We start from the raw sequence: 20724 nt of genomic DNA on the forward strand, positions 1-20724 counted from the left end.
TAAAGCCTGGATTTGAGCTTATCTGCCGTTCTCAAAGGGATAGAAAAGACATCCCTACCCGGTTCTGCATCAAAAACCAGAAAGGAAGCCCTAGCTTCCTTTCTAAATATTTTTTAATTTGAGTAATACGGCTTAGGATTTAGAAAAATACTGCTCTCGCCACTCTTTCCAAAAATACATCACGATCCCAAACATCACAATCACGATTCCGACAAACGCATTTGAACTAATATGTTCGTTGTTCAAGGTTGCCCCTAGCACCAGGGCAATCACAGGTGTCATCACGTTGCTGAGTGACACTGTCGAGGCTGCCAAACGACGAATCAGCCAGAAGTAACACAGCATCGCCACAATCGAAGACAGGATCATGGTAAAACTAAAGCCGAATAGCGCCTGCATACTTGGCATTTGTGTTGGGAAAGATTGCCAGATAAAAGGAATGATTAGTAATGATCCCAATGAAGAGACAATCAAAGAACCGGTGGCTTGGGACATCGGTTTTAATGGCGCATTGATCTGTTTTACCCAGAAAATCGAGCTGATATAAGACACCATACTAATCAGCATCAGGACCACGCCCCACGGATTCACTTTACTATCTGCTGACTCCGCAAAGACAAAACTTAAACCACCGACGGCAACAGCCATACCGAGCCATTGCAACCAGATTAGGTGGTTAGTTTTCAGGATGACATGCCCAATCAGGCCAGCAACCAGTGGTGAGAAACCGAAAATTAAAGCCATTAATCCAGAGGTCAAATAATTCGCCGCCAGATAGATAAATAACTGTGCACCGATCAGGTTTAGACTGCCTGCTACATAACTCATCATTGAGGTTCGATCGAATGGCAATGGATTACGCATGGCAGCCAAGATCACCAAAGCCAGCACAGAAGCACCGAAATAACGAATGATCAGCACCCACATCGGATGAACTTCTGCAACGCTCCAGACGATCGCCAATGGCGTCGCTGCCCAGATCAGCACCAGCAAGGCATAAATACTTGCCGTCACCAGCATGGGAGATGAATTTGAATTCATAAAGGACTCAATTAAATTTTAATCAGAAAGAATTGAACTAACTTCTCGCCCAAATTCACAATCAACAATACTGATGGAGGCAGGGACGCCGCCGCTAAACTAGGATATAGGGATATATCCTCAGTTTAGCAAAAGATTTTTGTTACTTTTCATCTTTGAAAAGTAAGCCAAACCTACACAAAGCCATTTCAAATCACAATGGAATATAAGGTCATGACAGCACAATCTGACAGACATAAAAAAGCAGACCCAGGTTGCCCGAGGTCTGCCCTTTTGTAAACTCAGATTACTTCACAAGTTTACGAAGATCCTGGCTGAGATCTAAATATTTATCTGCTTCAAACGCTGCATTCTTGCTGATCAGTTTTTTCAGGTGACGCATTTCTTTTGCCGCATTTACAGTGATACCGCCAACAATAACGCCATCAGTCACACCAAACATCACGAATGATGATTCAGCGCGAAGCTCTGGATTGATTTCACCACGAACTTGCCATTCAGCAGCCGCCATGTCACCCACGAACTGGTAGTTGATGTCCAACTGATCTGTCCAGAACCAAGCTGGATTAGGCGTCGGATGCTCAATGCCCATCACATGGCGCGCAAAGATCCCTGCTTGCAGGTTGGCATTTTCCCAAGTTTCGACACGACGGTGGTTACCACAGTCACGTAATTGAGTTGCCACATCACCTGCCGCATAAATGTCTGCATTTGAAGTCTGGCAGTTTTCATTCACTTTAATCGCGAAATCAACATCCAGGCCAGCTTCTACAGCCAATTGTGCATTTGGCACGATACCGATACCATAAACTACAGCATCAGCACGAAGCTCTTCACCACCCTCAAGGGTAATCACAACTTCTTCACCGTCTTGATTTTGTTCAAGTCGGCAGTCTGCAATCTTGGTTTCCAGACGAACATCGATACCTTCCAAACGTTGTTGTTCTAACAGGAACTCGCTCAGAATACGTGGCGAACAACGGCCCATGACCATAGGCCCCATTTCGATCACAGTTACTTGGCATTCTTTGAAACGTGCAGAAGAAGCCAGTTCCAGACCGATCACGCCACCCCCAATCAAGACAATACGACGGCCTGATTGCAACACAGGTACTAAAGCTTGTGAATCTTCAAGGTTACGCAAGGTATAAACGTGTTTACCCAGCGCATCGAAGTTTGGCAGACGACGTGCTGCGCCGCCAGTGGCAAGCAACAGTTTGTCATAAGCAACAACGTCCCCATTTTGAAGTTCAACCGTTCTCACTTCAGCGTTGATTTTTTTCACGCCATTGCCACGAATGGTTTCTACACCAAGTTCCGCCAGTTTTTCTTCTGACAGAATTTCAATCTTGGTCTCTTCAGGTTTTAGAATCACGTCTTTAGACAGTGGTGGACGCTCATAAGGAAGATGCGTTTCATCACCGATCAGAATGATTTTACCTTCGTATTTGTTGCCACGAAGTTCTAAAATCGCGCTTGCACCTGCCTGGCCAGCACCTACAATTACGATGGTTTCGATGTTGCTCATGTCTTTAACCTTTTAACTCTGCAGATACGATGCCGAAGCCCGCAATCCATTCACTGATTTCTTCATAACAGTGCGTTGTCATTTCGTACTCACCCATTTCGCTTAAGGCAGCGAAGGCAGCCATCCAAGAACGGACTTCCTGACCACCACGACCACCATCACGGCGGATTTCAGCTTCAGTCATCGCTTCTAATGTTGCAAAATCAGCATTCTTGAAGGTTTCCAGCAGGGCAATATCCCATTCAGCATTCAAAGGCACGGCAACTGACGTATCCCCTGCTGCCAGCTTTTGACCCACTGCAATAATTTTGGATTGACGTGCATAACGTGCTTCAGGCGTTGGATAACGGCCTGCAATCAGGAACTCTTCCACTTCTGGTGGTACAGCACCCATTTGCGGTGTAGGTGGATCATGTGACAGACCACCGGTACCTAAAACAAGCACACGCTCGTTTTCAAGGTTTAAAGACTTGATGTATTGACCCACAGCACGGCCTAAAGCGATGGTACGCTTGGTAGTTGGCATCGGTGCTGCAGCGCCATTAATAAAAATTGTAATCGTTGGATAACGGTCAAGTTTGCCTTCACACAGGAAATGTAAGGGCTGAGTCACACCATGGTCGGCTTGCATGCGATAAGAATATGCAACGTCCACACCCTCATCGAGTACACGGCGAATCAAAGCCAGTGCTTTGTCTTCTGGCACATCAATGTGGTCATTGTCTTTACCATAGTCCCAGTCCCCTGCAGCCCTCGCGCGGATCCCCACGCAGAAACTTGGCATCAGGTCATAGAAGAAACCATTAAAATGGTCAGGGCCAAAGGTAATGATCAGGGTTGGGTCGTAAGCTTTTACTTCAGCCGCCAGTTTTTCAAACGCTTCACGAACAGCCTGTTCTTTGCGTTTTTCTTGGGGTGAAGCAAATTCCATTAAAGGACTGTGCGAAGCACAAATAAGTTTAACGGCCATGAGAGACTCCTTAAAAGGAAGGCAGCCAAGAACAGGCTGCCGAAAAGTCCATTTCAGACTAGATTTTTATTCATCAAAGAAACCTGCACGTGGTTGACGTAAACCACGGATGCCCAGGCCGCATTCTGCGTTAATCAGAACACCAGTCAGCGGGCGGTTATTTTGACGAGATGCTAAGAGCACGTAGGAACCAGTCATGTCTTCAGGTTCAGGTAAGAAGTTCAGTGGCATACCACGGGCGATTTTCTCAGGATCACGTGCATCGAGCAGACCAAGATTTTCCTGACCCAAAGATGCAGCACCTTTGATGTTCACATTCATACCTGATGGCGCAACGGCATTGACTCGTACTTTAGGTGCAAGTTCGTAAGCCAGTTCTTTCATAATGCCTACACCCGCATGTTTTGATGCAGTGTAAACCGGACCGCCACCTGCAGAATACAATGCAGAATTTGACAGTGTGAAAATGATCGAACCTTCAGATTTAACGAGCTCATCCAGTGCAGCTTTCGCACCTAAAATCAGAGATTTGGTGTTAATCCCCATAATCTCATCAAAGGCTTTTTCCAGCTGCTCACCTGAAGTATTGACGATATCGGCATAGTGATCCCAGATACCAGCATTACCCACGAAACAATCGAGTTTACCGAAACGTTCTACAGTTGCTTGAACAGCACGAACGTTATCTGCATAGCTGGCTACATCACCTTCGATCGCAAGAACTTTTCCACCGAAGTGTTCATTTAATGCATCTACTTTAGCTTTTGAACGCTGAAGAACGGCCACTTGTGCGCCCTCTTCCAGGAAACGTTCTACGAGTGCCCAACCGAGACCTGAACCACCACCAGTGATCAGTGCAACTTCGCCTTGTAGCCAACCCATGATTACTCTCCTGCCATCTCTACGTATAACGCACCATCTTCAAGTACAACTGGGAATGTTTGAATTGGGTCAGTTGCTGGTAAGCAAAGTGCCTGACCGGTTTTCAAACAGAAACGAGCTGAATGTAATGGACATTCCACAGTACCGTCATCTTCAAGGTAACCTTCAGACATAGAAGCATTACCATGACTGCATTTATCGTTCATAGCGAAGAATTCACCGCCATTGTTAAATACAGCCAGCGCATCGATACCGTTTACGCCACAATCCACTTTTAATGCTTCGCCTTCGTCTAATTCGTCAACTTGGCAAACAAAAATCTTATTCATTAGAAGAACACACTCAGGTTATGTGAGTTATAGGTAACTTGGTCAAGCATGATCTTACGGTTGAAAATCTGGAAGCCTAGGCCACCTTCAACTTTACGGATCTTGTCATGACGTTTACCACAGTAGATAACCACGTCTTTCTCTTTTTGCGTACGGTACAATAAATATGTCACGTACACGTCGTATTCGCCTTCAACCTCAGTCGACTCAACAATCACGTTGCTCACCATGTGAGTGGTACGTGATGGAGGCTCTTCAGCCCAAGCCATACCAGTTTCCAGACGTGCAACACGACGTTCCAGAAGATCTTTCGTATCGTTGAATACCCAGGTAGTAGGTGGTTCAACTGAACGACGACGGTCACGCGTTTGAGCGTTTGGTGTAGTACGTAGCGTGTAAGAGATATCTTCAGCTAGCGTGTCTAACCATTCGCGGAATTTCCAGTCATCAAGAAGCTTGGCTTCTTGATATAGGAACTGACTAATTTGGTGATGAAGTTCTAAACTGATTTGACTCATTTCATAAGCTCCTTCTCATATTCGTCAGCCGCAGCTTCAACGTCTTCCCATTTTTCATGAATCAATAAATCTGCCCAGCGGCGGTACATACCACGTGCTGCAGTTTCAGAGAAAATATAGTTCGTGATACCCGGGATACCATCTTCACGTACTTTCTCGTTGCCTTTACCCATTTCCATAATGAGTTTGTTTTGACGCGCTTTATAACCACGTAAAACTTTTTGGATCTCAATCCAGTTTTCAGAGTCATCTTGCTCCAGGAAACCGGCTGGACCAAAGGCACGCGTTGCAGAACGTTCAAATGCTGCTTGTACATCTTCTGGTGCGTCCGCATCACAGATACAGAATGCCCAAACTTCAGTTTTGTTTGGACCACGTGGGTGCCATACACGAAGCGTTGCAGTACCGTTCAACCAAGACAATGTAGGGAACATGGTGTTGTGACCCGCTAAACGAAGCGCACGAGTTTCACCTAGGCGTTCTTTCACTTCTTCGTAAGTTTCACGGAAGTAGTTCGCTACTTCACCGTCCACCCATACGTTTGCATCTGGTTTCTCTGTGAAGAAGAAGCCTGAACCGTGACCGCGTGAACCGTATTGGATCGCGTCTTTCGCAGTTTCCCAAACTGGACGAGCAGTTTGTGCAGCACCTAATTTCTTAGAAGATTCATCGTCTGGTTTTGCACCCAGCACCTGAATTGCAGATGCGTGAGAGAACAACGCGTGGTATTGGTCAGATGCGAACTGTTCGGCTGCAAATTTCCAGTTACAGTCGATTTCCCATTTGTGTACACCACCCACGATCACAGTACCGCCTTCACGACGATCTACAACACCGTCCAGGTACCAAGCGATATCGCCCATGTATTCTTCTAGGTCAGGTGTGGTTTCATCCCAACAAGCGAATACCAAGCCTTTGTAAGACTTCACACGATTAACTTCAACCAGACCCCATTGCTCTTTACATGCACCATGTGGGTAAGCACGCTCTTCAAGCGGGATGTCTTTTAGAGAACCGTCAATACCGTATGACCAGCCGTGGTATGGGCAAGTGAACGCACGTGTGTTACCACAGTCTGCGAAGCTTACGCGCATAGAACGGTGACGGCATTGGTTTAAGAATGCTTTGATTGAGCCGTCTTTTTGGCGTGCCACGATGATTGGATCTTCACCCATGTAGGTATTGAAGAAATCGCCAGCCTTAGGAATTTGACTTTCATGGCAAAGGAATAACCAGGTACGACCGAAGACACGTTCAAGTTCTAATTCGTAAATGTCAGGATCTGTATAGATAGATGGCGTGATACGTCCATTTTGTGCATCGACTAAAGCGTCGATTTCGCGCACATCAATTTTTCCACTCATGAAAAGCTCTCCTGTGACCAGATATGGCACAAAGTAATAGACTCAACTTTTCAACGATGATGGATTTTTGAGTGAATTTGCGGAAATATTTTTTTTGTTTTGATTAATAGTTTTAAGCAATTATTCTAGGCGTGTATTTTTATATTAAAACACTAATCAATCCCTCCAAGGCATTTACTTTCTAAATGACAAAATAATCTTCACGACATAGTTGCTTATAGATTATACTCTTCTGAAATTATAGTAAGACATTTTTTGGATTACTCGACGGACTGATGATATGGAATTACGACACCTCCGCTACTTCATTACTGTGGCTGAAGAACTCAACTTCAGTAAGGCAGCACTCAAACTTTACACGGCTCAGCCATCACTTAGTCAGCAAATCAAAGATTTGGAAGAGGATGTCGGTGTCAAACTGCTACACCGTACCAAGCGTAAAGTCGAACTGACCGAAGAAGGTGCTGTATTCCTTGAACAGGCCCGCCTAACGCTGGCACAAGCCGACAAGGCGATTGCCATGGCGCGTCAGGTCTCACAAGCCAAGCAGCAAATGCTGCGCATCGGTTTCGTCCCTGTCGCAGAGATGAAAATCTTCCCGTATATCCTGCCAAATCTGCGCGTGCAAAACCCTGATTTAAAAATTGAATTGCTTAGTCTGAATAATAATGAGCAAATGCGATTATTGAAGAAAGGCGAACTGGATCTGACCTTTACCCGTCACAATTTCCATAGCGATGAAATCGAAAGCCAGTTTGTGATTCATGAGCCATTGATCTTCATTTTGCCAAAAGATCATCCTTTAGCAAAATACGATCGAATTCCAGTTAAATTACTGAATGGTATAGATTTTATTATTCCATCTGCAGAACAGTCACAGACCCTGCATCATACTATTCTGGATTTTGCCAAAGCCAACGGAATTGAATTTAATGTTGTCCAAAAGGCGGATAATATTCTGTTCAATATCAACTCGATTGGTATGGGCTTGGGCTGTACCATCCTGCCAGGCTATATCGCACCATTGACCATGAACAATACCGTGATCCGCCCGCTGGATGTAGAACTTCCCTTTTTAAATCTGTATGTTAGCTATCGCAAGGATACTAATTCAGTCGCAGTGAAGAAGTTCCTGGAACTTCTGACTCGCGTATTCTACCTAGACATTAACCGCGACGAACCACATTAATTTTCTATTCTTATAGCAGCACACGTAATTTCCTCTGAGAATACGTGTGCTTTTTTGTTTTTATTTTTTCTAATCAAAATTTCATTTTATATTCATTTTTCCTATAACAGACCACATCTAGCTTGGCTTCCAACATCTCCGACCATGGCTTATTAGGTTTAATTTTTGCTCAAATTAGGCTTCTTTTACAACTTAAGTCTAATAAGAAGTCTAAGGCCCATTTTAATTTTTGAAATTCTGATTAATAGCTAAAAAGCATTAAAAATGTTTAAAAAATTCACTGAATGAAATGGTGTTCATTTGGCAGCTGTAAATCTAATATTTTAGAAAGAAAAAAGGATGAACGAAGCCATCCTTTTTTAAACTGAGTACGACTTATTTTACGCCGTGTACAGCCAGGTAGTTTTTGATCACAGTGTTGAACTCATCTGATTTTTCAACTTGAGACCAATGACCACATTGACTGAAGATGTGTGCATCAGCATTTGGCACGATGTTCAGGATATCCCAAGTACGAGAAACCGGAATCACCACGTCTTGAGTACCATGAATCAATAATACAGGTACAGTGATGTCTTTCATTTTTTCGAAGTCTAACGGGAATTCGAAACGGTCACGGTCACGTGCGCCCACTACATCCATCAAACGGTTTGATGCATAGTCATTTGCAGCAGAAGCAAAACGTACTTTAACCAGTTCGTCAGTGATCAGGTCTTTGTTCACCACGAACATAGACAGGGTTTTCTTGATACCCTCTTCAGTCAGAACAGGGTTTGCGTGTGCTTTCAGCGCAGCAGTCTGTTTTGCACCGCCAGTACCCATAGATACGATACCTAGAACACGTTCAGAATAATCAAGTGCCATCTGGAATGCCAACCAGCCACCCAGAGAGTTACCCACTAACCAGGTTTTTTCGATACCTAAAGCATCTAGAGTACGTACGGCATGATCCACCCATGCACGAATACCATAAGCAGTACCTGGTGCAACCACAGTTTGACCATAACCAATGGTATCGATTGCGATACAACGTGCTTGTTCACCAATTGAAGGCAGGTTTAACCACCAGTTTGCAGCAGCAGACACACCCGTACCTGAACCGTGCAGGAACAGAATAGGCGTACCCTCACCAATTTCATGGTAGTGAGTCAACTCACCTTCTGCAGTTTCAATCCATTTGTCTTCTAAGCCGAAGAAAGGATCTGTTTTATAATCAGGGATTTGAACAGTGCTCATCATGATTCCTCTTACAGTTTCTTGCTTGCGTGTTCCTCGATGACGAGAACTCGACGTCAAGTTGACTCATTAAAAATGATCTTTTTACAGTCTTATATTAACCGCTCTACTGTCTTCAACTGATATAAAATTACGCTTGCATACTACAAAAAATATATTATTTAAGTATTTGTTTTAACTAATTATTTTAAATTTAAAACACTGTTTAATTTAAGGTTTTGACTAGATTCTCAACTCAAAAAAAGCAGCCAGAATACTGACTGCTCTTAAAATGCGCTTAAATTAGAATTTATGAGTATAAGTTGTCGCTACGCGGTATTCCTGAAGATCTGGTTTAGTAGGATTTGCAAAATTTACATCAATATACATCGCTTGGATGCCTAAACCTTTTAACTTACCCTCTGGAACAGTGTAATTCGCAATCAGATTTAGCTCATCAGTATTAAAGTTTTGATCACCTGATTTAGCATCATAACCTTTGAAATAAACTGCAGTTGCGTTTAATCCTTTGGCACCCATTTCAGAGAAGTCATAGCCATAAGAAACATTCCATGACTTTTCTTCTGGTGCAGTAAAGGTTGCAACGCCCCAGTTCACCAGATAAGGCTGCGGCACCCAGCCACCAAGTGTTGGAAATGCAGTAGCACCAAACATTTGCTGATAACCCAGACCTACAGTATGCGCACCATGATTAACTTTTGCCCCTACTGACAGTGCCTGATTATCAATCTCACCATACAGTTTGTCACCTGACTCCGAGTTATCAAAATAACGCACATGGCTATCTAATTTGGTTTTTTCACCGAGCGCAGTTTTGTAATTCATACCTAAGTAATGCTGTTGGTAGATATCTTGAACATCTGCATACCAATAACTTGCACCCAACTCTTTTGTTAGTTGATGATCTACACCAACAATCCACATACCATCTGATTCAGCGCCATTATCAAATTGTGGTGGATTAAATTTAGTTAAATCACGGAATTGATTATCATAACGATTGTTAATCTTATCAATGTAAGCCACAGTGAATTTAGTATCTTCCAGAATATCCTTAGATTCTAACCAGGCACCGCTATAAGTTGTTAACAATTGACGTGATGGATCAAACACTAGAACTGGCGACACAGGTAATAATTCACCTACTTTCAGTTCAGTTTCCGAAACCTTAGCTTTTAAGGTTGCACCAACTTTTCCAAAATGATCCTTTGATTCTTGGCCATCATGCGGTAAAACCCAATCCGGATTCTGATCACGACCTTTAAGTTTGACTGCATGTTGAACTAATACATCAACACCGACCTCAACACCAGCACCGATATCATGGTAACCAGATTTGGCATCTAGAGTAATCCCTTGTGACCAAGAACCCCAGTTACGTGATGAATAGTCATCTTGATACTGACGGTCTAGATAAAAGTTTTTAAATTTGAGTTGAACATTGCTGTCGTCAATAAAGTCTGCATTCGCTGCAGTTGTTCCTAAACTTGCTATTGCAGCAAGCATTGCTATCCATAAGTTTTGACGACGCATGGCTTATTCCTAGTAATCAAATTAAGCTATGCCGCTATCATGCTCAACTCTAGTTTTTTTAAAAATCCGACTACAGTATTAAAATTTTTCTATTAATCTCTATAGATAGAATAAGTATGCTGAAATTTGAAAAAGACTTATATTTATAAACAATTAACTAAAATAAAAAATTAACCAGATAATCAATATAAATCCATGTTTTCTCTTATATAAATAGCCATTAGACCTCTTGCGAAAGTATCGTTTTACCTAATTTTTGAATTGGCTAAAACCTTATAAATTGTAGCTTTAGGCTGTTTAAATTTTAACTAACGCAAGAAGTCTATTATTTTTTTATAATTTAAAAATAACTTTTTATTTATCGTTTTTATGTTTAAGGAAATGTGCATGATTATTTTCTTAAAATAAATAGTAATAATTAAAATATCTTATTCCATCATTTTAATATCTTATTCATTAGACCTCTTGCGAAAGTATCGTTTTACCTAATTTTTGAATTAGCTAAAACCTTATAAAATGTAGCTTTGGGCTGTTTAAATTTTGACTAACGCAAGAAGTCTATTTTATTCCAATAAATAAAAAGCGCCCTTTCGGACGCTTTTTTTTAAAAAATTTAGCTTTTAACTATTAAGCTTGAAGCTCTTTCGCTTTAGACATAGTCAATGCCAAATCTTCAATCATATCTTCCTGACCGCCAACAGTACCACGACGACCAAGCTCAAGCAGAATTTCACGAGCAGATACGCCATATTTTGCTTCAGCACGTTTAGCAAACAGCAGGAATGAAGAATAAACACCCGCATAACCTAAAGTTGCAGCATCACGGTCAGCACGGATCTGATGAGTCATCATTGGAATGATCAGATCTTCTGCAACGTCTTGTACTTTAAACAGGTCAACACCAGTTTCCATTTGCATACGATTTGCAACCGCAACAAACAGTTCAAGTGGCGTATTACCTGCACCAGCACCTAGACCGGCAGATGCCAAGTCAACACGTGTTGCACCGGCTTGAACCGCTGAAACAGAGTTGGCAACACCCATACCTAGGTTATGGTGACCATGGAAACCGATTTCGATGTCTGAATCCAGGTTAGCACGTAAGATACCTACACGGTCAGTCACGTCTTGCGGAAGCATGTAACCCGCCGAGTCAGTCACATAGATACAGTTTGCACCGTATGACACCATTTTTTGTGCTTCTTCGAGCAGTTTTTCTGGAGAAGCCATATGTGCCATCATCAAGAAGCCCACAGTGTCCATACCCATTTTACGCGCTGCAGTAATGTGCTGTTCAGAAACATCTCCTTCAGTCGAATGTGTCGCCACACGAATGGTTGCCACACCTACATCATGCGCCATTTTCAAATGATCAACTGTTCCAATACCTGGCAATAACAGCGCAGATACTTTCGCCTGTTTCAGGTTTGGAATCACTGCTTTCAGGTATTCTTCATCAGTTGCAGCTGCGAAACCGTAGTTTACAGAGTTACCGCCAAGGCCGTCACCGTGTGTGACTTCGATTAAAGGTACACCTGCATCATCCAAAGCAGTTGCAATCGCAACCATTTGCTCAGGTGTAGTTTGATGGCGCATTGGATGCATACCATCACGTAAAGTCATATCATTAATAATAATCTTAGACATGAAGGTGCTCCTTAAGCTTCAACTGCATTTAAAACACGTTCCGCGAACATTTCTGCGGTACGTGCAGCTGCTGCAGTCATAATGTCGAGGTTACCTGCATATTTAGGCAGGAAGTCACCCAGACCTTCAACTTCAAGGAAGATCGATACGCGGTTGCCATCAAATACAGGACCGTTCACCAGTTTGTAACCTGGTACGTATTTCTGAACTTCTTTGATCATCGCGTGTACAGATTCAGTGATTGCCGCTTGATCTGATTCACCTTCAACTAGACAGTGAACAGTGTCGCGCATCATCAGTGGTGGCTCAGCAGGGTTAATGATGATGATCGCTTTACCTTGTTTTGCACCACCCACTTTTTCAATCGCACCAGCAGTAGTACGCGTGAATTCGTCGATGTTTTTACGAGTACCAGGACCTACTGATTTAGTGGATACAGTCGCGATGATTTCGCCATAGTTCACAGGTTGAACGCGAGAAATCGCTGCAACCATAGGAATCGTTGCCTGACCACCACAAGTTACCATATTCACGTTTGGCACTTCGCCTTGTTCAAGTAAAGCTTCAAGGTTCACTGGTGGTACGCAGTAAGGGCCGATTGCAGCAGGAGTCAAGTCAATCATTAACACGCCAAGCTCGTTCAGCTTACGGCTGTTTTCAGCATGTACATAAGCAGAAGTTGCATCAAATGCAATTTTGATATCGTCTTCAACAACATGAGGAAGCAGACCGTCTACGCCTTCAGCCGTAGTTTTCAGGCCCATTTTCGCTGCACGAGCAAGACCTTCAGAAGTTGGGTCGATCCCCACCATCCATACTGGCTCTAACCATTCGCTGCGTTGCAGTTTATAAAGCAAGTCAGTACCAATGTTACCTGGACCGATCAATGCACATTTAATCTTTTTCATGAACGTACTCTCTTGTATTCCCTTATTCAGCAGCAAAAGCAGCTGTTACTGAACCAAAGCCTTCAATTTCAACTTTGAATTCATCGCCCGGCTGAGCCACGACCATTGGACCCAAAGCACCAGTCAAAATGATGTCGCCTTTTAATAATGGACGGCCACGGCGTACCATTTCGTCTGCCAGCCATACCGCAGCATTTAATGGATTTGCCAGACATGCTTTACCCACGCCTTGAGAAACCACTTCGTGGCCACGTGTCATGACCATCTTGCAGTTCACAAGATCAAGATTTTCCAGTTTGACAGGCTTAGAGCCCAGAACGAATGCAGCAGAAGATGCGTTATCAGCCACGGTATCAATCAGGCTGATTTTCCAGTTTTCGATACGGCTATCGACCACTTCTACAGCAGGAAGTGCATAGTCAGTTGCACTGATGATGTCTGCATACGTGTGTTTTGCTTTGGTCAGGCCTTCTTTGATGACTAATGCGATTTCAGCTTCAACTTTCGGTTGAATCAGCAAACCTGCAGGGATTGCTTCACCATCGCCATAGGCCATGTCGGCAAACAACATACCGAAGTCAGGCTGATCTACGCCAAGCTGTGCTTGAACCACTTTCGATGTCAAACCAATTTTACGACCTACCAGACGGCGACCTTCCGACAGAGCACGCTCGGTATTTACTTCCTGAACGGCATAGGCAATATCTACGTCAGCACTTTCACCACCAAGTTCCGGGCGAATCGGTGCGATCGCAGTTTTTGAGAGTTCAGCAGTACGTAATGCTTGTGCAACTGATTCAACAACAGCAGAATTCGACATCAATATTTCCTTAAACTGCAAAAATGAGGCTTATGCCGAGAACTAAGACAGGCAAAATGTTCTGGCCTGATCATTTCGATCATTCCAATAAACAATTGCGCCTAGTATGGGCATATGAATAAACAGTTTTAGGATGAGAAAAATACGACGTGAATGCCAATAGTTATTTTATTTTTTGCAATAGCTATTATCTATAAATTAAATTTATAAAAATCAATTAAGAACATAATCTTATAATTATGAATTAACTTATATCCAACTAAATAACTCAACAATCATGACAGAACAAAACCACTGTAATCACAACTTTAGACTAAAAGATAAGACCAGTTGTTCAAATCTACAGCATTGATCCGCATCTTCTATTTCAGAAAATGCCGGATCTTGAATAATGACTAAGATACTGAATTAAATGGCTTCTTTCCATTGGACTTTAGCCAATAAAAAGTCATGCAAACTGCTGACATCGTTGACAATCGATAGCGGATTAAACTGCGCCAAGGTTTCCGGTGTATGTACGCCATAAGTCACACCCACACTTGGCATGGCAATATTCATCGCCATTTCCAGATCATAAGAAGTGTCACCGACCATAATCGCTTCATGCGCACTAATACCAGTTTCAGCCAGGATTTCAGCTAACATTAAAGGATCTGGTTTAGAGCGGGTTTCACTGGCAGCACGAGTGGCATGAAACAGATCCATACTCTTGGTTTGCTTTAATACACGATCTAAACCTTTACGACTTTTACCAGTAGCGACTGCTAATTTAATGCCTTCATCCTTTAATGCATAGAGCATTTCAGACACGCCATCGAACCAGGCATCTTCAACAGAGTTCGCCACATAATGATCTGAATAGGTCTGCAGAATATCGGCATGTAATTCTGGCACAGTTGGGAAAAGTCTCTGTGCGACTTCTGGCAAACCTAATCCGATAATGCTTTTTGCATCTGTATCAGTTAAAGGTTGCTGAAACTGTTGTGCAGCAAACTGCAGGCTCGAGACGATCTGCCCCACTGAATCAAATAAAGTGCCATCCCAATCAAAAATGACCAATTTTACAGGTGAATTCATATAAGGTTCCTAGTATTTGATTCAATGTTAATCCACCCCGACCCTCCTTTTTCAAAGGAGGGAGAGTTTCATCACAAAATAACTTTTATTGTGATATCACAACAGCTATTGGCTATCCAATGGCGACATGGATGTCGCCGTTGATCTGTGGCATAGAGAGGTGCCATCAGATCAACAGAAGGGGTTTTGTTACTTTTGCCCCCGTCAAAAGTAAAACACTGCCTACGCGATAAAATTTGATTTTATAACTACAAAACTCGGCTGTGCTTTACTTTTACCTCACCCCAGCCCTCTCCTAAAAGGAGAGGGAGAATTCATTACTGAACAACGTACAGTACTAAATAATAAAGATAAATTCTTAGCTATTTTGACTTATCACTAGCACATGCGAACTCAACGTTCCCTCTCCTGAGCGAATTTTAAAGCATTGCTTTTAAAATTCGTGCAAGAAAGGAGACTTGCGCAGCAGTGCTGCTCAGGGAGAGGGTTAACTTAAAAGCTAAAAATTACTCGTCATCTTCCGCAGGCGTTACCACCTTATCCGCCTTTTGCGCACGAAGCTGAGCCACAAGACTCTGCATATCTTCAGGCAAAGGCGCTTCAATGGTCGGATAACCCGGAATTTCCAGACGCATCGCATGCAGACATAAGCGGCGTGGCTTTGGCCCACGATATTCAGTCTCGTGACCATATTTCTCATCGCCTACCAGCGGATGACCGATGCTGAGACCATGTACACGAATCTGATGGGTACGACCAGACAATGGAGAAGCATACACCAGTGTCGCATGCATAAAACGCTCTGCTACATTCCACTGGGTTTTAGACTCTTTGCCTTCTTTAGAGACACGTACACGACGCTCACCATTAGAAAGTTCATAACGGTGTAAAGGCGCGTCAATGAGTTGTTTATCTAGCGTTACCTGTCCTTTCACGACAGCGGCATAAGTTTTTTTAATTTTATGTTCACGTAATAAATCTTGTAGCGTTTTTAAGGTACTACGCTTTTTCGAGATCATCACCAGACCAGAGGTGTCACGGTCAATACGGTGAATCAGTTCCAGGTATTTTTTACCGGTTGCAGCACGCAAACCTTCAATCAGACCATATGCCACACCGCTACCACCATGCACGGCAATTCCAGATGGCTTGTTGACGACCATCAAGCCTTCATCTTCATATACCACACGGGACAGAAGACCTTGAGCCACCTTGTCCGAAATCGGCGCTTCTGATTCATCTTTTTGCTCATAACGAATCGGTGCCACACGAATCTGGTCGCCAATCGCCAGTTTGGTTTCGGCCTTAATGCGTTTTTTATTGACGCGAACCTGTCCTTCACGAATCAGACGATAAATCCGACTTTTAGGCACCCCTTTCAGACGACTGAACAGGAAATTATCGATTCGCTGTCCATCTTGATGTTCATCCACTTCAAACCAAGTGACGCTTTGCCATTGTTGTGTAGAATTCATACAGTTACTATGACCCAAAAATACTAAAATTGATTAAAAAATGATCACTTAGGTTATGCTTTACACAAGAAACATAAGCTTAGCCCATAGGCAGATGATGCAAGGTTTGGTATAGTCAGCGCACGGAAACCATCGTTTGTGAGTAAAAGTTGAAGCATTTCAGATTTCTCTGAACTTGATTATTCAATTAAAGACTCACATGATACGGGAAGGTCCCAAAAGAATTATGCCGACGCCGAAGGCTTATTATATCGGCAAACAAAGCAAACTGTTGCGTTTAATTGTACCTCAGGTACATAAATCAGTTTGTCTGAAAAATATGTCGCCAACCTAGTTGGTTTTTAAACGTAAACTGATACACATCAGATTAGTCGCACCCTGAAGACGACTTCAGGCTACAGCGTTTGATGCATTGGATCTGCACAGTTTGTAAAGATACGACGACAATTCCGTATCAAGACACTTTCTATAAAGAAGGGATGATCTTCGAGCAATGTGACAGTGAAAGTTACTCACATCTAATGCACCGCTTGTCCGCCAGTGAAACGTTCAGGTGACTTTAATCGTTTAAAGATTGAAGCCGTATTGCCATCATCAATACGTGAATCAAAATACCGAAGCTGATCTATATTCAAGTAGACGCCGGGAATAAAAGACTCAGACCACAATGAAACTCATTGGAGATCTGGGCCATTGATCCGTGATGTGTGATGTTCGCTACGTGAATAGCGATTTTTTGCTGTGTATCACTATAAGGTGTTACACCCATGAAACGTATGTTGATTAATGCAACACATGCCGAAGAAATTCGCGTTGCACTTGTCACTGGTCAGCGTCTTTACGATTTCGATTTAGAGAATCGTACCCGTGAACAAAAAAAATCGAATATCTATAAAGGTCACGTGACTCGCGTTGAACCTTCTTTAGAAGCTGTATTCGTTGAATACGGCGCAGGTCGTCAAGGCTTCCTGTCTATGCGTGAAATCGCAAACTCTTACTACAAAGCCGATCCTCGTCAAACTTCAAATATCCGTGAACTGATTACTGAAGGCACTGAACTTCTGGTTCAGGTGGAAAAAGAAGAGCGCGGCAATAAAGGCGCTGCTCTCTCAACTTTCATCTCTTTAGCTGGTCGTTATCTGGTTCTGATGCCAAACAACCCGAAAGGTGGCGGTATCAGCCGTCAGATTTCCGGTTCAGTACGTGAAGAACTGAAAGAAATGCTGGCTTCTTTAAATGTGCCACGTGGTATGAGCGTCATTGTTCGTACCGCAGGCATTGGCCGTTCTCAAGAAGAGCTACAGCTTGATCTGCAACATTTGCTAGACCTTTGGGCACAAATTCAAAGCACTGCAAATTCAGGCCCATCACCTATGCTAGTCCATCAGGAAGCAGGTGTGGTAACTCGTGCGATCCGTGATTACCTGCGTGATGATGTAGCAGAAATCCTGATTGATTCTGAGCAAGCCTATAACGAAGCATATAACTTTGTTAAAGCAGTAATGCCGCTTCAGTTAGATAAGCTGAAAACTTATACATTGAATGAGCCTTTGTTTGCGCATTTCGGTATCGAAAGCCAAATCCAGACTGCTTATGAACGTGAAGTAAAACTGCCTTCAGGTGGTTCGATCGTGATCGACCAAACTGAAGCTTTAGTTTCAATCGATATTAACTCAGCAAAATCAACTCGTGGTCAGGACGTTGAAGATACAGCGTTAAATACCAACCTTGAAGCTGCTGAAGAAATTGCTCGCCAATTACGTTTACGTGATATCGGTGGTCTGGTGGTAATCGATTTCATCGACATGACCAAAGATCGCAACCAGCGTATGGTAGAAGCGAAACTACGTGAAGCGACTCAAAGCGACCGCGCACGTATTCAGTTTGGCCAACTGTCTCGTTTCGGCCTGATGGAAATGAGCCGTCAACGTCTGCGTCCATCATTAGAAGAAGCGACTGGTTATGTCTGCCCACGCTGTCATGGTACGGGTATGGTACGTGACCTGCGTTCTCTTTCACTTTCAATCATGCGTAAAGTGGAAGAAATCGCCCTTCGTGAACGTCATGGTGAAGTTCAGGTTGAAGTACCGGTAGAAATTGCAGCATTCATGCTGAATGAAAAACGTCACAGTCTAGTATATCTGGAACAAACTTCAAATACACGCGTAACTGTACTTCCACATCCACACCTGGAAACGCCTCACTACGAAATTTCGTATAACCCTGAAGGTTTCGCACCAACCAGTTACGAGCGTACTGAAGCAACCCGTTCAAGCGAAAAAGAACTGGGTTATGAGTCTTCTGAGTGGCATTTAGAAGAAGAACATACGCATACTGCTGCGCCAGCACCTGCTCAGCAGCAAAACAACGGCAAAAACAATAAACGCCGCAATAACCAGAATCAGCAAAACGTACAGCAAGCACCTGTTGCACAACGGGCACCTGCTCAAGTTGCAGCACCTGCAGCCAGCCCATGTGCATGGTTAGAAAACCTGTTTGTACAAAAACAGGCAACTACTGTTGATCAGTCTCGCACAGCGAACAATGCTGCTGCTGCTATTGAACAGATGGTGAATGGCGGGGCAGTGAGTCGTGGTCAGTTCGGCCAGGTTGCTCCTGTAACACCAGCAGTACATGCACAGCCAGCAGCTGTTGCAGTACCGGCAACTACCGGTAATGCTTATCTGGCGCCATCGACTGTGGCACATAAACCAGAGCGTGATCAGTCTGAAAAAACTGAACGTGAAGAGAAATCACAGCGTCATAACAAAAAAGCACGTAGCAACAAGCACAAAGAGCCACGTGAACAGGCGCAGTCTGATAATGTATCACAACATCAGATGCATGAAGAAGTGGTTCAGGTTTCTCGTCAGGAAGCGCGTGAAAACAAACGCAACTCTCGCCGTCAGCACCACAACGAGTCTGCACAGCAAAGCGATACTCACGGCAATGAGCAACAGCAAAACGTGCCACGTCGTGACCGTCGCAACCAGCAACGTCCAGAACGTCCAAATCGCCACCGCGATCCAAGTGTTCTGAATGAGCAAGCTGTACCTCAAGCACCTGCTGCCGTTGAAGCTCCAGCAGTCAATGAAAAGCAAGTGCGTGTAGAACTGGTCGATGCTCCTCGTAAAGAAGTGATGCCAACAGCAATGGTGGTAAATATTGACGAGGCGAAAAGCGAAATTGTGGCATTGAATGACACTGCTCCAGTCGCAAAACCTGCTGTTGAAGTGACTGCCCCTGCCGATGCTCCTGTAGAAGCGCCAGCTGCGGAAGAGTTCCTGGCTGAAGTGACTGCATCTGCTCCTGCAGAGAAAGCACCGGAAGCTCAGTCATCATCAAAACAGCGTGCCAGCAATGACCCACGTCAACGTCGTCGTGACCGCCGCCGTGCTGCACAAGGCCAACAGGCGAAAACTCAGCAATTGACACCATCACAGGTGCCAACACTTGGCCAATACACCATTGGCAGTCTGATTCGCCATGTTTATGGCGAAGACTGTTCAGTCCTGATTGAACAGTTTGGTCTGTTGCCAACGTTTAACCGCGCATTGCAAAAGTTCACGCAGGAATATAATGCGACTTTAACAACGGTTTCGACCGCGACCACAGAGAAAAAACCTGTAACTCGTGATGTAGAAGTCAGCAAAGCACAACCTGAAGCAGAACCTGCACCTGTGCTGGATTTAACTCCGCCTGCACCGGTTTCAGAGAAACGTGTGGCGAATGATCCACGTGAGCGTCGTCGTCTCGCTAAACTGGCTGCCGAGCAAGCATTACAGCAGGCTAAACAGCAAGCACAAGCTGAAGCAGAATCTACTGCAGCTGAACCTGCTGCAGAAGCAACGGCTCCAGCGGAAGAGGCGAAAGCTGAAAATACTGAAGCTGCACCTGCTGAAGCTCCGGTAGCCGCAGTAGAAAGTGCTGATACAACTGAAGCGACTCAAACTCCTGAGCCAGCTGCTGAAGCGCCTGTAGAAACTGCGAACGCTGAACAGGCTCCAGCTGAAGAAGTCACTGAAACGGCTACAGCTGAAGCAACTCCAGCAGAAAACGAAGCTGCGCCTACTGAAACTCCGGAAGCCGATAAAGCTGAAGAAACTGTAACAAAAGCTGAAAAACCGGCTGCCCGCCCACGTCGTCCACGTGGCCGTCCACCGAAAAAAACCAATACTGCAACTGAGTCATAATTCACCCAATTGCA

The 20724-nt window shown here is 43.8% G+C and carries 16 protein-coding genes; 2 read left to right on the top strand and 14 right to left on the bottom strand.

All coding sequences use genetic code 11. The features are described from left to right. Positions 1-132 precede the first annotated feature (132 nt). From F897_RS01095 to hcaE, 7 genes are all read right to left on the bottom strand, one after another. Positions 133-1041, bottom strand: a complete 909-nt coding sequence (locus tag F897_RS01095) for a DMT family transporter (protein WP_005232387.1) — start codon at positions 1039-1041, stop codon at positions 133-135. A 286-nt stretch (positions 1042-1327) separates the two neighbouring features. Further along, the gene (hcaD, locus tag F897_RS01100; RefSeq protein ID WP_005232389.1) at positions 1328-2569 is read right to left on the bottom strand and encodes a 3-phenylpropionate/cinnamic acid dioxygenase ferredoxin--NAD(+) reductase subunit; all 1242 of its coding nucleotides are present in this window, start codon (positions 2567-2569) and stop codon (positions 1328-1330) included. Between the two features lie 4 nt (positions 2570-2573). Next, the gene (locus F897_RS01105) at positions 2574-3539 is read right to left on the bottom strand and encodes a 3-carboxyethylcatechol 2,3-dioxygenase (RefSeq protein WP_005232390.1); all 966 of its coding nucleotides are present in this window, start codon (positions 3537-3539) and stop codon (positions 2574-2576) included. Between the two features lie 66 nt (positions 3540-3605). Further along, on the bottom strand, positions 3606-4421 hold the full coding sequence (gene hcaB, locus F897_RS01110) for a 3-phenylpropionate-dihydrodiol/cinnamic acid-dihydrodiol dehydrogenase (RefSeq protein ID WP_005232393.1): 816 nt from the start codon (positions 4419-4421) through the stop codon (positions 3606-3608). Positions 4422-4423: 2 nt separating this feature from the next. Continuing rightward, positions 4424-4750: a 3-phenylpropionate/cinnamic acid dioxygenase ferredoxin subunit gene (hcaC, locus tag F897_RS01115; protein ID WP_005232394.1), complete on the bottom strand. Its 327-nt coding sequence runs from the start codon at positions 4748-4750 to the stop codon at positions 4424-4426. After that, a complete protein-coding gene (gene hcaF, locus F897_RS01120; RefSeq protein WP_005232395.1) occupies positions 4750-5268 on the bottom strand; it encodes a 3-phenylpropionate/cinnamic acid dioxygenase subunit beta in 519 nt (172 codons plus the stop codon). The genes hcaC and hcaF overlap by 1 nt, the downstream gene beginning before the upstream one ends. Further along, the gene (gene hcaE, locus F897_RS01125) at positions 5265-6632 is read right to left on the bottom strand and encodes a 3-phenylpropionate/cinnamic acid dioxygenase subunit alpha (RefSeq protein ID WP_005232396.1); all 1368 of its coding nucleotides are present in this window, start codon (positions 6630-6632) and stop codon (positions 5265-5267) included. The genes hcaF and hcaE overlap by 4 nt, the downstream gene beginning before the upstream one ends. A 280-nt stretch (positions 6633-6912) precedes the next feature. Between hcaE and hcaR the strand changes: the two genes are divergently transcribed. Beyond that, on the top strand, positions 6913-7821 hold the full coding sequence (gene hcaR / locus F897_RS01130; protein WP_005232397.1) for a DNA-binding transcriptional regulator HcaR: 909 nt from the start codon (positions 6913-6915) through the stop codon (positions 7819-7821). 375 nt (positions 7822-8196) lie between these two features. Here hcaR and F897_RS01135 read toward each other — a convergent pair whose 3' ends face one another. The 7 genes from F897_RS01135 to F897_RS01165 all read right to left on the bottom strand — a co-directional run bounded on the left by F897_RS01135 (position 8197) and on the right by F897_RS01165 (position 16517). After that, positions 8197-9057, bottom strand: coding sequence for an alpha/beta fold hydrolase (locus F897_RS01135; RefSeq protein ID WP_005232398.1), 861 nt, complete (start codon positions 9055-9057; stop codon positions 8197-8199). Positions 9058-9339: 282 nt separating this feature from the next. Next, on the bottom strand, positions 9340-10590 hold the full coding sequence (locus F897_RS01140) for an OprD family outer membrane porin (protein WP_005232399.1): 1251 nt from the start codon (positions 10588-10590) through the stop codon (positions 9340-9342). Positions 10591-11217: 627 nt separating this feature from the next. Continuing rightward, positions 11218-12237: a 4-hydroxy-2-oxovalerate aldolase gene (dmpG, locus tag F897_RS01145; RefSeq protein ID WP_005232400.1), complete on the bottom strand. Its 1020-nt coding sequence runs from the start codon at positions 12235-12237 to the stop codon at positions 11218-11220. A gap of 11 nt (positions 12238-12248) precedes the next feature. After that, positions 12249-13145 carry an acetaldehyde dehydrogenase (acetylating) gene (locus tag F897_RS01150; protein WP_005232401.1) on the bottom strand — a complete coding sequence of 299 codons (897 nt, stop codon included), beginning with the start codon at positions 13143-13145 and terminating at the stop codon, positions 12249-12251. A gap of 22 nt (positions 13146-13167) precedes the next feature. Continuing rightward, the gene (locus F897_RS01155; RefSeq protein ID WP_005232403.1) at positions 13168-13965 is read right to left on the bottom strand and encodes a 2-keto-4-pentenoate hydratase; all 798 of its coding nucleotides are present in this window, start codon (positions 13963-13965) and stop codon (positions 13168-13170) included. A gap of 408 nt (positions 13966-14373) precedes the next feature. Next, positions 14374-15042 (bottom strand): HAD-IA family hydrolase, encoded by a 669-nt coding sequence (locus F897_RS01160; RefSeq protein WP_005232404.1) that lies wholly within the window; start codon positions 15040-15042, stop codon positions 14374-14376. 506 nt (positions 15043-15548) lie between these two features. Further along, complete coding sequence (locus F897_RS01165; protein ID WP_005232406.1) at positions 15549-16517, bottom strand: RluA family pseudouridine synthase; 969 nt, start codon at positions 16515-16517, stop codon at positions 15549-15551. A 767-nt stretch (positions 16518-17284) separates the two neighbouring features. On the opposite strand from F897_RS01165, the gene F897_RS01170 reads away from it, so the two are divergent. Next, on the top strand, positions 17285-20710 hold the full coding sequence (locus tag F897_RS01170) for an Rne/Rng family ribonuclease (RefSeq protein WP_005232408.1): 3426 nt from the start codon (positions 17285-17287) through the stop codon (positions 20708-20710). Positions 20711-20724: the final 14 nt, after the last annotated feature.

The sequence above is a fragment of the Acinetobacter variabilis genome (assembly GCF_000369625.1).
Lineage (GTDB): Bacteria > Pseudomonadota > Gammaproteobacteria > Pseudomonadales > Moraxellaceae > Acinetobacter > Acinetobacter variabilis.

Excerpts from the sequence above, each read along its gene's own strand:
- F897_RS01095 (WP_005232387.1), bottom strand. The coding sequence starts at position 1,041 with ATGAATTCAAATTCATCTCCCATGCTGGTGACGGCAAGTATTTATGCC.
- hcaD (WP_005232389.1), bottom strand. The coding sequence starts at position 2,569 with ATGAGCAACATCGAAACCATCGTAATTGTAGGTGCTGGCCAGGCAGGT.
- F897_RS01105 (WP_005232390.1), bottom strand. The coding sequence starts at position 3,539 with ATGGCCGTTAAACTTATTTGTGCTTCGCACAGTCCTTTAATGGAATTT.
- hcaB (WP_005232393.1), bottom strand. The coding sequence starts at position 4,421 with ATGGGTTGGCTACAAGGCGAAGTTGCACTGATCACTGGTGGTGGTTCA.
- hcaC (WP_005232394.1), bottom strand. The coding sequence starts at position 4,750 with ATGAATAAGATTTTTGTTTGCCAAGTTGACGAATTAGACGAAGGCGAA.
- hcaF (WP_005232395.1), bottom strand. The coding sequence starts at position 5,268 with ATGAGTCAAATCAGTTTAGAACTTCATCACCAAATTAGTCAGTTCCTA.
- hcaE (WP_005232396.1), bottom strand. The coding sequence starts at position 6,632 with ATGAGTGGAAAAATTGATGTGCGCGAAATCGACGCTTTAGTCGATGCA.
- hcaR (WP_005232397.1), top strand. The coding sequence starts at position 6,913 with ATGGAATTACGACACCTCCGCTACTTCATTACTGTGGCTGAAGAACTC.
- F897_RS01135 (WP_005232398.1), bottom strand. The coding sequence starts at position 9,057 with ATGAGCACTGTTCAAATCCCTGATTATAAAACAGATCCTTTCTTCGGC.
- F897_RS01140 (WP_005232399.1), bottom strand. The coding sequence starts at position 10,590 with ATGCGTCGTCAAAACTTATGGATAGCAATGCTTGCTGCAATAGCAAGT.
- dmpG (WP_005232400.1), bottom strand. The coding sequence starts at position 12,237 with ATGTCTAAGATTATTATTAATGATATGACTTTACGTGATGGTATGCAT.
- F897_RS01150 (WP_005232401.1), bottom strand. The coding sequence starts at position 13,145 with ATGAAAAAGATTAAATGTGCATTGATCGGTCCAGGTAACATTGGTACT.
- F897_RS01155 (WP_005232403.1), bottom strand. The coding sequence starts at position 13,965 with ATGTCGAATTCTGCTGTTGTTGAATCAGTTGCACAAGCATTACGTACT.
- F897_RS01160 (WP_005232404.1), bottom strand. The coding sequence starts at position 15,042 with ATGAATTCACCTGTAAAATTGGTCATTTTTGATTGGGATGGCACTTTA.
- F897_RS01165 (WP_005232406.1), bottom strand. The coding sequence starts at position 16,517 with ATGAATTCTACACAACAATGGCAAAGCGTCACTTGGTTTGAAGTGGAT.
- F897_RS01170 (WP_005232408.1), top strand. The coding sequence starts at position 17,285 with ATGAAACGTATGTTGATTAATGCAACACATGCCGAAGAAATTCGCGTT.